Source organism: Streptomyces triticirhizae (assembly GCF_003696235.1).
In the GTDB taxonomy this organism is placed as follows: domain Bacteria; phylum Actinomycetota; class Actinomycetes; order Streptomycetales; family Streptomycetaceae; genus Streptomyces; species Streptomyces triticirhizae.
The window spans coordinates 18,079-28,392 of record NZ_RFFJ01000066.1; the positions used below are offsets into that span (position 1 = coordinate 18,079).

10 protein-coding genes and 1 pseudogene are annotated in these 10,314 nt (G+C 75.2%); 6 read left to right on the plus strand and 5 right to left on the minus strand.

Features of this window, described 5'->3' with window-relative positions:
- Window positions 1-39 precede the first annotated feature (39 nt).
- A complete protein-coding gene (locus tag EBN88_RS13930; protein WP_122184187.1) occupies window positions 40-969 on the plus strand; it encodes an AraC family transcriptional regulator in 930 nt (309 codons plus the stop codon).
- Window positions 970-1,294: 325 nt separating this feature from the next.
- Here EBN88_RS13930 and EBN88_RS32365 read toward each other — a convergent pair whose 3' ends face one another.
- On the minus strand, window positions 1,295-1,420 hold the full coding sequence (locus tag EBN88_RS32365; RefSeq protein ID WP_267902560.1) for a hypothetical protein: 126 nt from the start codon (window positions 1,418-1,420) through the stop codon (window positions 1,295-1,297).
- Window positions 1,421-1,443: 23 nt separating this feature from the next.
- On the opposite strand from EBN88_RS32365, the pseudogene EBN88_RS13940 reads away from it, so the two are divergent.
- The 5 genes and pseudogenes from EBN88_RS13940 to EBN88_RS13960 all read left to right on the plus strand — a co-directional run.
- Window positions 1,444-1,866: pseudogene (locus tag EBN88_RS13940) on the plus strand (substrate-binding domain-containing protein); the annotation flags it as partial.
- Between the two features lie 1,055 nt (window positions 1,867-2,921).
- Window positions 2,922-4,427 (plus strand): carbohydrate-binding protein, encoded by a 1,506-nt coding sequence (locus tag EBN88_RS13945; RefSeq protein ID WP_158621370.1) that lies wholly within the window; start codon window positions 2,922-2,924, stop codon window positions 4,425-4,427.
- A gap of 135 nt (window positions 4,428-4,562) precedes the next feature.
- A complete protein-coding gene (locus EBN88_RS13950) occupies window positions 4,563-5,345 on the plus strand; it encodes a DUF899 family protein (RefSeq protein WP_122184198.1) in 783 nt (260 codons plus the stop codon).
- A gap of 41 nt (window positions 5,346-5,386) precedes the next feature.
- Window positions 5,387-6,115, plus strand: a complete 729-nt coding sequence (locus EBN88_RS13955; protein ID WP_122184191.1) for a class I SAM-dependent methyltransferase — start codon at window positions 5,387-5,389, stop codon at window positions 6,113-6,115.
- Between the two features lie 121 nt (window positions 6,116-6,236).
- A complete protein-coding gene (locus tag EBN88_RS13960) occupies window positions 6,237-6,488 on the plus strand; it encodes a DUF6480 family protein (protein WP_122184192.1) in 252 nt (83 codons plus the stop codon).
- 37 nt (window positions 6,489-6,525) lie between these two features.
- On the opposite strand, the gene EBN88_RS13965 is transcribed toward EBN88_RS13960, so the two are convergent.
- From EBN88_RS13965 to EBN88_RS30545, 4 genes are all read right to left on the minus strand, one after another.
- Complete coding sequence (locus EBN88_RS13965; RefSeq protein ID WP_122184193.1) at window positions 6,526-7,326, minus strand: SAM-dependent methyltransferase; 801 nt, start codon at window positions 7,324-7,326, stop codon at window positions 6,526-6,528.
- Between the two features lie 137 nt (window positions 7,327-7,463).
- Window positions 7,464-8,141 (minus strand): lytic polysaccharide monooxygenase auxiliary activity family 9 protein, encoded by a 678-nt coding sequence (locus EBN88_RS13970; protein WP_122184194.1) that lies wholly within the window; start codon window positions 8,139-8,141, stop codon window positions 7,464-7,466.
- Between the two features lie 318 nt (window positions 8,142-8,459).
- Window positions 8,460-8,942, minus strand: coding sequence for a MarR family winged helix-turn-helix transcriptional regulator (locus EBN88_RS32710; protein ID WP_122184195.1), 483 nt, complete (start codon window positions 8,940-8,942; stop codon window positions 8,460-8,462).
- Window positions 8,943-9,152: 210 nt separating this feature from the next.
- Window positions 9,153-10,314: hypothetical protein (locus EBN88_RS30545; protein ID WP_122184196.1), on the minus strand; the 1,162-nt coding region annotated here is incomplete at its 5' end.

Genomic DNA, 10,314 nt, shown 5'->3' on the forward strand with positions numbered 1-10,314 from the left:
GCGTCCATAGGTCGGATCGTTGGACGCGTGGGAGTGGCCATGGATCCCCTTGAGGACGTGCTGTACCTGCTGGAGCCGCGCGGCCACCTCTCCGCGCGTCTGGTGGCGGGCGGGCGCTGGGGGCTGCGCTTTGACGCGCCGCCCGGCGTGAAGTTCAACGCCGTCCGGCGCGGCTCCTGCCTGCTGGAGGTCGAGGGGCGCGCGGAGGAGGGCCGCGTCGCGCCCGTCGAGCTGGCGGAGGGCGACTGCTATCTGCTCACCCGGCGTCGCCCGTTCACGCTCCGCAGCGATCCCGAGGCGGAGCCCGTCGGCGCCGGCCCCGTCTTCGCCCGGGCCGAGGACGGACTCGCGCGGGTCGGGCGGGGCGAGGAGACGTCCCTCATCGGCGGCGGCTTCACCTTCGGGACGCGCGCCCAGGACCTCCTCCTCGACCGGCTGCCGCCCGTCGTCCACCTGCCGGCCGGCACCCGGCACGCGGAGGCCGTGCGGTGGTCGCTCAACGAGATCGACCGGGAGCTGACGCGCCGGCCGGCCGCCGCCACGCTGGTGGCGGAGCATCTCGCCGTCGTCATGCTCGTCCATGTGCTGCGGCTCCACCTCGCGCGCGAGCCACGCGCCGTGTCCGGCTGGCTGGCCGGCCTGCGGGACCCCGTGGTGGCGACGGCCCTGACCGCCCTGCACCGCGAGCCGGCGCGCTCCTGGACCGTGGCCGAACTGGCGGGCGCCGCCTCGGTGTCCCGTTCCACGCTGGCCGCCCGCTTCAAGGCCACGGTCGGCCAGGGGCCCCTCGAATACCTCACCCGCTGGCGCGTCGAACTCGCCGCCCGGCGGCTGCGCGAGGGCGAAGGCACGCTCGCCGCCATCGCCCACGCCGTGGGCTACGGCTCCGAGAGCGCCCTGAGCGTCGCCTTCAAGCGGGTCATGGGGATGTCCCCGGGTGACTACCGCCGCCGGCCGCCGGCGCGTTGACGCCCTGGACCGCGCCGTGCGGCGCGAGCGCCCCCCGGCTCGGCGCCCGCGCCTCCGCCTTGCCCCGGCCGCGTCCCGCAGCGGCGGACCGGCCGCTCCGCCGAGAACCGGGGGAAGAGCGACCGCGCGGTGGTCAGGAAGCCGCGCCGCGCCGACCAGGGGCGGCCCAGCCGCGCCGCCAGCTCCTCGGCGGCCCGATAGGCGCCCACACAGAGGCAGTCGGCGAAGCGCGGCGCGAGCGGGCGGGCGGGAGGAGAGCCGCGCGGGAGGAGAGCCGCACGGGTGGAACGGCGCCGCAGTCCCGCCATGTCCCGTCCGTGGCGGATCAGTTGGGGGATATCCGCAGCAGCACGGCGGCCGGCCGCTCCGGCAGCGTGACGGTCAGCCGGCCCGAGCCGGCGTCCCAACGTGCCTCGGGCGCCGCCCCGTTGGGCGTGCGCGGGAAGAGCACCGACGGCCACCCCCGAGGCGACCGCCCGGGTCACCGGCTGGCGGGACGCCCTGCGCCGGGCCGGCGCGCCCGTGCCCGAGCCCGTGGTGGCCGGCTGGACCCCGGCCGACGGCTATGCGGCCGGTCAACGCTTAGCCCGTGACCCGGAGTTGACCGCCGTGCTCTGCGGCAACGACGACCTGGCGCTCGGCGTGCTGCGCGCGCTGCGCGAGGCGGGCCGCCGGGTGCCGGATGACATCAGCGTCGCCGGCTTCGACGACGCCCCGCACTCCGCGTTCCTCTCCCCGTCCCTGACCACCGTGCGCCTGGACTTCGCCGGCGTGGGGCGCGCCGCGTTCGCCCTGCTCCACGGGCTGATGGAACAGGGCGAGCCGGTCGCCCCGCACCCGGTGGCCGAGCCCGTGCTGATCGCCCGGGAGAGCACCGGCCCAGCGCCACGCGCCTGAGCCAGCCGGCCGACCGCGCGGCGGCCGGCGGCAAGCCAACTCCGTCAGTCAACTCCGCGCCGCAGCGCGCGAGTTCCTTCGAGAACGAGAACGGCAGCCATGGCCATCACCACCGCCCGCACCGTCCGCAGCGCGACCGGCGCCGGCGCCGGTCGCGTGCTCACCGTCCAACTCGGCCGGCCCGCCGCCCCGTTGACCCACGCCGCCAACGGCGCGCTCTACGGGCTCAGCGACGACGGCGTGCCGGGCGACGCCGCGCTCGCCCCGCTGCGCCTCGGCAGCGTCACCCAGAAGCCGGAGGGCGGGCAGCAGCACCCCAACGGCGACGCGCTGACCGTGAGTTCGGCGTTCTTCCGCAACGGCGGCGGCGAGGTGCTGGTGCTCGCCCAGGACGACTACCGGCGCTGGCCCTACGAGGATCTCGGCATCGAGGAGCATCTGCGCCGGCTGGAGGCCATCGCCCGCCGGCTGGCGGCCCACCCGAGGGCGGAGCGCTTCGTGGTGGTGCCGTTCAACGAACCGGACGGGATCTGGTACGGGTTGAACGCCGAGGACGAGGCGGAGTACGCCACGGGGCGTGACCGGTTCCTCGCCGACTGGACCGCCGCCTACGCCCGAGTGCGCGCCGTCGCCCCCGGGTTGCGGATCGCGGGCCCCAACGAGGCCGCCTATGACCGGCGTTTCCTGCCGGAGTTCCTCGCCCACGCCGCCCGGCACGGGGTGCTGCCCGACGTGCTCACCTGGCACGAGCTGGCGCCCTCCTCCCTCGCCGAGTTCCGCGCGCACCACGCCCACTACCGGGCGCTGGAACGGGAGTTGGGCATCGGCCCGCTACCGGTCACCATCACCGAGTACGGCAACCGCCGCGACCTGTCGGTTCCCGGCCAACTCGTGCAGTGGGTGGGGATGTTCGAGGAGGCCGGAGTCGCGGCCAACCAGGCGTACTGGGACCAGGCAGGCAACCTCGACGGCAATGTCGTCCGAACCACGGTGCCCAACGGCGGCTGGTGGTTCTTCCGTTGGTACGCGGCGATGACCGGCGGCGCGTCCCCGTCGTGCCGCCGGAACCCGACACGGTGGACTCGCTCCAGGGCCTCGCCAGCCTCGACCCGGGGCGGCGGCAGGCGCAGGCGCTGGTCGGCGGCGCCGACGGCGCGTTCGACGTGGTCCTCGCCGGCGTGCCGGACGAGGTGCTGGGCCGGGCGGTCACCGTCACCGTGGCCGAGGCGCGCTGGTCCGGCTACGAGGGCGCGCACCCCGCCCCCCGGGTGCTGGCCCGCACCGTGGCCGAGGTCGCCGACGACGGCACGGTGACCGTCGCCGTGCGCGGCGCGCACCGGAAGTCCGCCTACCGCGTCGTCCTCACCCCGGCCCCCGGCGGGGACGCCCCGCCGGCGCCGCGCGTGCCCTGGCGCGACGTTTGGGCGGCGGACGCCGCCACCGTCACGGCCGGCACCCTCGTGCCCGAGGTCTCTCTGACGGACCATCAGGGCTACGCCGCCTGGGGCGCAGCCCGGGTCGAGGGCCTCAACGGCCCCGACAGCGCCGTGGAGTTCGCTGTCTCGGTGCCCGAGGACGCCACCTACGAGGTGTCCTTCGGCTATGGCAACGGCTCCGGATCGCCCGCCCGCCAGCGGCTGTTGGTGGACGGGCGGCCGGTCGGCTCCGTGGCGTTCCCGGCCACCCTCAACGTGGGCCACACCGGGCTGCGCACCGTTCCGCTCCAGCTGACCGCAGGACCGCACGCCCTGACGCTGGCCTGGGAACGTGGCGAGATCGCGCTGGACCGCGTCGAACTCACCCCGCGCACCGCCCCGTTGACGCGCTACGAGGCCACCCTCGCCGAGGTCGCCGGCGACCCCGCCTACCGCTACGACACCCCGGGCGACGCCGGCACGCTGGTGCTGGGCGAGGACGACACGGTCACCTTCGACGTGTTCGCGCCCCGCGACGGCTATCACACCGTCACCACCCGGGGCGCCGACCGGGCGTTGACCGTGACGGTCCACGGCGCGGCCGTTCCCCTCGCCCCCGGCCGCCCCGCCCGGCTGCTGCTGGCCGCCGGCAACAACCGCATCACCGCCCGGGGCCCGGGCGCCGTCGCCGGGTTGGAGGTCGCCGGGCACGGCGAGACCGAGGGGCTGGTCGGGTACGAGGCGTCGGCGGCCCGGCTGGCCGGCGGCGCGCGGCTGGAGGCGAGCGAACACGCCGCCGGCGGCCGCTGTCTGGCGCCCTTCAGGGGGCCCGACGCCGCCGCGACCTGGACCGTGCGGGCGCCGCGCGCCGGACGCCACCTGCTGGTGCTCGGCTACGCCCACGACGACCGCGCCGACAACGGCCACGCCTACAACGCCGACCTCGTCTCCCGCACCGCCCTGCTGCGGCTCGGCGAGGGGCCGGCGCACCGGATGACCTTCCGCAACTCCCTTTCCTGGGACAACTTCTGGACCCTGACGCTGCCCGTCGATCTCGCCGCCGGCGAACACCCCCTGACCCTGACCGGCCCCGAAGGGCCGACGCCCCGCGTGGACCGCGTGCTGCTCGGCCCGGTCGTCGGCTGACGGGCGGCCCGAGCACGGACGGGGCCGCCCCGCGATGAGTTTCGGCCGGCGCGCCGGTCTCCCCTGGTGACCCGCGTGCGGCGCCGCCCCCGCGCCGCACGGCACGACGACACCACGGAGGACCCGATGACGTCCATCCCCGACACCCCCGACACCCCCGACGCCGCCCCGCCCGCCCGGCCGCCCGTCGTCGACCTGGCCACCTGGCAGGCCGCCAGCGACGAGCTGCTGGTCCGCGAGAAGGCCCACACCCACGAGGGCGACGCCATCGCCGCCGCCCGCCGCCGACTGCCGATGGTCGAGGTGGACGGAACGGTCGAGGTGGTCGGCGCCGAGGGCCCGGTCCCGTTCCTCGACCTGTTCCAGGGCCGCGACGAGCTGATCGTCTACCAGCACATGTGGTACGACGGCGCCCCGCACCAGGGCCAGTGCGAGGGCTGCACCATGATCGCCTGGCACCTCCAGGACGCCTCCTACCTCAACGTCCGGGGCGTCTCGCTCGCCCTCGTCACCGTGGGGGCCTGGTCGGAGGTCGCGCCGTTCGTCGAGTTCATGGGCTACACCCAGCCCTGGTACTCGGTGCGCGACGCCCCCGCGCCGATCGGCGGCGAGATGGGGTATCTCCGCACCTTCCTGCGCGAGGGCGACCGCACCTTCATGACCTACGCGACCACGGGCCGGGGCACCGAGCGGATCAACGCGGCGATCAACCTCCTCGACCAGACGGTCTACGGGCGCGGCGAGGAGTGGGAGGACAAGCCCGAGGGCTGGCCCAGGGGCGGCGAACCGTGCTGGTACTGGCGCACGGACGCCGAGGGGCGGTCCACGTGGGGCCCGACCAGCCGCCCCGTTCCGCAGTGGACCAGGCCCGGCGTGACGGCCGAGACCACCCTCGGCCGGAACAACCCCTGCCACTGACGCGTCCGTCGGCGGTGCGCGGGGAGCGGTAGGCTCGCCGGGTGTTCTCCCCGCAGGGCCCCAGCGCGCGCGAGCTGGCCGTTCAGGCGCTCTCCTCGGTCGAGCGCGGCTACGACCTGCTGGCGCCGAAGTTCGACCACACCCCGTTCCGCACCCCCGACGTCGTACTCGACGCCACCGCACGGGAGTTGGCCGCCCTGGGCCCGTTCGAGGCGGGGCTCGACCTGTGCTGCGGCACGGGCGCGGGACTCGGCGTGCTGCGGGCGGTCGGCGCGCGGCGGGTGGTCGGCGTGGACCGCAGCGCCGGGATGCTGGCGGTGGCGGACGAGGCGAACGCGCGATCCGGCGGCGGGGCGTCGCTGGTGCGGGCCGACGCCCGGGCGCTGCCGTTCCGCTCCGCCTTCGATCTGGCGGTCAGCTTTGGCGCGTTCGGCCACTTTCTGGCCGAGGACCGGCGCGCGCTGTTCGCGGCGGCGCGGGAGGCGCTGCGGCCCGGCGGGCTGCTGGCGTTCCCCGTGGCCGCCCCGCCCCGGGTCGGCTCGCCCGGCTACTGGCTGCTGTGGGGCTTCGACGCGGCGATGCGGGTGCGCAACGCGCTGTGGCGCCCGCCGTTCGTGATGTACTACCGCACCTTTCCGCTCTCCGTGGCGCGCGCCGAGCTGGCCGAGGCGGGGTTCGCGGTGGGCACCGTGCCGCTGTCGCTCCCCGAGCTGGGCGAGCGCCCCGACGGCACCCCGCGCTGCCGGCTGGTCCTCGCCCGCCGCCCCTGAGACACGCGCGCTGACAGACGCCCTGCTGATCACCGACGGGTGACCGGCCGGTAGCGGCCACCGGGCCGAGGCCGGGGCCCGGGTGAGGTGTGGCCCGGCCCCAGGTTGGTACCCGGGTGCCATGCGAACAACGAATCCGGACCCCGATCCCTACCTGACGCCCGGGTACCGGCCCGGCGGCGCCACCCGCCCCCGCACCACGCCGCCGGGGGAGACGCCGCCGGCCGAGGGCGGGACCTCCTTCACCGGACCCGACGACTCCCACAACCCCGTCGGCGGCTGGGCGGCCGGCCCGCTCACGGCGGTGCTGGTGGTCGCGGCGCTGGTCGTGGCCTTCTTCGTGGCCTACGCGGTCTGGCTGATCGTGGAGTGAAACCGGGGGCGCGACCGACGCCGCCCGCCCCCGGCCCTCACGGCTTGCGGCCGACGCCGCCCCAGGCCGCGACCGGCGTGACCAGCTCCGAGGTGCCCGGCTCGGGCCGCCAGGTCGACAGCTCCACCACGCCCGGCTCCACCAGCTCAAGCCCCTCGAAGTAGCCGGCGATCGCCTCGGGGGAACGCAGGATGTAGGGCACCCCGCCGCTGTTGTTGTAGCCCTCGGTCGCCGCGACGTACTCCGGGTCGGTGTCCGTGCCGTCGTAGAGCGCGAGATAGCTGCCGGAGGGCAGCGCGGCCATCAGCCGGCTGATGATGGAACGCGCCTCCTCGTACTCCCGCACATGCCCCAGGATGCCGATCAGCATCAGCGCCACCGGCCGGGAGAGGTCCAGCCGCCGCCCCGCCTCGGTCATGATCGTCGCCGGGTCGTGCACGTCGGCGTGGACATAGCTGGTCGCGCCCTGCGGGCTGGACGTCAACAGCGCCCGCGCGTGCGCCAGCACCAGCGGGTCGTGGTCCACATAGACGATGTGCGCGTCGGGCGCGGTCCGTTGGGCGATCTCGTGGGTGTTGTCCACCGTCGGCAGCCCGGTCCCCACGTCCAGGAACTGCCGCACCCCCGCCTCGCCCGCCAGATGCCGCACCACCCGCGCCAGCCAGTAGCGCGAGGTGCGAGCGATGTCCCGGATGCCCGGGTAGGCGGCGACGAACGCCTCGCCGGCCTTCCGGTCCGCCTCGTAGTTGTCCTTGCCGCCCAGCCAGTAGTTCCACACCCGGGCGGAGTGCGGCAACGAGATGTCGATCTCGGGCACGGGGGAGGACGAGTTGCTCATGGGACACCGTTCCTGATCGGGGACGTTCGCACGTGGTCGGCTCGCGAGCGGCAATGTACCCGAACGACGAGCCCGCCGGGCCCCGAGGGACCCGGCGGGCTGACGGTGCCGGTTCGCGACGACGAAGTACCCGTGGATCAGGTGAAGTTGACGTCGCTGCAGATGAAGTACGTCTGGTCCAGGTGCGAGGCCTGCCAGATCGTGTACACGATGTGGTGGCCGCTGCGACCCGGGGCGCTGACGCTGAACTCGATGTCAGAGGCCGGCGGGTAGCTGCCCGTCCTCTCCACCAGCTCCAGGTCGTCCCAACCCAGGGCCTCCGTCTGCGGGTTGAAGCCCTGCTTGGTCACGTACACCTCGAAGAAGTCGGCACCGTGGCTGGCGGTGTCGTAGAGGTGCACGTTGAAGTTGCTGCCGACGTTGGTCGTGGTCCACGGGCCCACGTTGTCCAGCGAGCTGGCGAGGCCGCCCTGGGCGTCGCCGGCGCTGCACAGGTTCCCGTTGGAGATGGCGCTCTGCCAGTTCCCGGCCAGGTTCTCCTGGAACAGGCTCATCCAGTTCCACATGGTGTTCGGGTTGGCCTGGAACGCCTGCCAGCACATGGGGTCTTCCTGCTCCATGGCGGGGTTCATGTGGTCGTCGCCCCAGCGGTCCCAACAGCCGTAGGCGCGACCAGCCGGCTCCACGATCGAGCCGTGGGCGCTGGCCGACTGGGCCCACGGGCTGAGGAACAGGGCGATGAGGCCGACGACCGCGGCCACTGCGGGCGCCGCCAGCCGAACGGTCCAGCGGCGTACGGGGGTTGCTGCGTACATAAGCGTGCGTTCTCCGTCTTCCGGAAGTGGAGTGGGGGGTTGAACTGTTTTCCGGTTTGGGAGCGCTCCCAAGGTTACGGGGACCTTACCCCCGGACACACCGTGGAAACAGTCCCCGTGCGGCCCAATTTCTGCTTCCCGGCCCGCCGGGGTGACCGGGGCCACCTCACCGGGCCCAAGCGTCCCCGGAGCAACTCCTCGGTGACGGCGGCCAGTCGGGCGGCCGCCGCCGGGGCGAGGGCGGTCGGGGACGTCGCGACCGGCCGCCCCCGGTCGACCGCCGTGAGCGGGGCGCGCGGGGCGCGCCGGCTGCCGCACCTAGGTTCGGCGGTCGTGGTGGTCCAGCAGGCGGTTGATGAACCCGAGGAACTGGTCGCGTTCGGCCGGACCCAGCGGCGCGAGCAGTTCCTCGTCGAGGCCGTCGAGGACCTGGTCGAGGCGGCGCAGCTGCCGCCGGCCCCCCGGGGAGATGGTGATCGTGTTGCGGCGGCGGTCGTCGGGGTCGGGGGCGCGTTCGACCAGGTCGCGCTCGGTCAGCTCGTTGAGCACGCCGACCATGTCGCTGCGGTGGATGCCGGTGCGCTCGCTCAGCGCCGCCTGGCTGCCGGGGCCGAGGTCCTGGAGCGAGGCGAGCACGGCGTAGTGCCACCTGCGGGCGTCGACCCTGGCCAGCCCTTCGCTCACCAACCGGTCCGAGCGCGCGGACAGTCGCGCCAGCTGGCGACTCACCCGCCGTCGCAGCCTGTCCGGCGTCCGGGCCGGGTCGTCGTGGGGCACCTCCGCGCCCTCGGCTCTGGTCATGGCGGCCATCCTAGCCCTTTGCGTTAGTCGGACTAACGATGTGCCGGCGCCGCGCGCCGGCACGGTCCGGCGCCCCCGTTCGAACTCCCCGCGCACATCGGGGCGGAGGACCGGCCCGCGCTCCCGGCCGCCGGCCGGGTGGGACGCCGGTTGGGGGCGGCGGTCTGTCGGGGGCGGCGGGTTCGGCCGGCGGGTTGGCGTTGGACGGGATCAGGCCGGTGGGGTCGCGCGGGGGAGCAAGGGCCAGGTGCCGGAGAGGCGGATCGCGGCCTCCGTCACGGCCGGGTCGCGCGCCGCCGAGGCGAGGCCGTCGACATAGGCGTGCGCGGCCGCCTCGTACAGGTCGTCCACCTCGCGCAGCGCGGCGTCCCGCGCCGCGTCGCGCGCGGCCTCGTCGTCGCGGTGCGCCTCGGCCCGCTCGGCGGCCCGGTGCGCTGCGGCGAAGGCCGCCCCCTCGGCGGTGGCCAGCCGGCGCCGCGCGTCGAACGTCGCGCGGTAGGCGGCCAGATACGGGTGCGCGAGGCTCAGCCCCAGCAGGAACGCGACGCCGCCGGAGAGCAGCAGCAGCGAGACGAACATCAGGGTCATGGTCTGCTCGCCGATGTTCAACTCCTCCAGCACGCTGGTTCCCTGCCGCTGCTCGGGCGACAGGAACGCCGCGTCCTCGGGGTTGGCGAGGTAGGGCTCGCGCTCCTCGGCCAGCAGGCTGGCGCGCAGGTCGCCCAGCACCCAGCAGGCGTAGACCCAGGCCGCGAGCAGCGCGATCCCCGGCAGCCGCAGCATCCGGGGCGCGCCGGTCGCTGGCAGCGACCGCAGCAGCCGGCCCAGGATGTGCGGGACCACGATCATCACCGTGCCGACGGCGAGGGTGAACGTCGCGGTCAGCAGGTTGGACGAGGCGTCGCCCACGCCGTGCAGGCGGCGGAACGCGGTCCAGTAGATGGGGAGTTCGACCAGGGCCAGGCAGACCAGCAGGGCGAGGGTGGCGCCCCGGGACAGCCCGGCGCGGCTCTCGCCCTCCCACTGGACGGGGGTCGGCGCCGCGCCGGCGGCCGGGGCGGCCGCCGGGTCGTCGTCGGGGTCGAGGTACGCGTGGTCGTCGTCGGGGTCGTCGTCGGGGTCCGGGGGCGCGTCGGGGGCGCCGCGCGCCGGCGCGTGCGCGGTGCCGGTCCGGCCGCCGTTCTCGTGCTCGGTTTCGTGGTCGTCGTCGGTGAGCGCCCCGAGGTCGGTGTCAGGGGCGGGCGTGGGGGCGCCGTCCCGTGCGGGGGCCGCGTCCCGGGTGCGGTCCGCTTCGTCGGCGCCCGGCGCGGGCGTCCCCCGACGGCGGGCCTCGGCGCGGCGGGCCTCGGCCCAGCGGGTCAGCGCGTCCCTG

Bases quoted from the DNA above. Each gene is read 5' to 3' on its own strand.
- EBN88_RS13930 (WP_122184187.1), top strand. From the start codon at position 40: ATGGATCCCCTTGAGGACGTGCTGTACCTGCTGGAGCCGCGCGGCCAC.
- EBN88_RS13965 (WP_122184193.1), bottom strand. From the start codon at position 7,326: ATGAGCAACTCGTCCTCCCCCGTGCCCGAGATCGACATCTCGTTGCCG.
- EBN88_RS13960 (WP_122184192.1), top strand. From the start codon at position 6,237: ATGCGAACAACGAATCCGGACCCCGATCCCTACCTGACGCCCGGGTAC.
- EBN88_RS32710 (WP_122184195.1), bottom strand. From the start codon at position 8,942: ATGACCAGAGCCGAGGGCGCGGAGGTGCCCCACGACGACCCGGCCCGG.
- EBN88_RS13970 (WP_122184194.1), bottom strand. From the start codon at position 8,141: ATGTACGCAGCAACCCCCGTACGCCGCTGGACCGTTCGGCTGGCGGCG.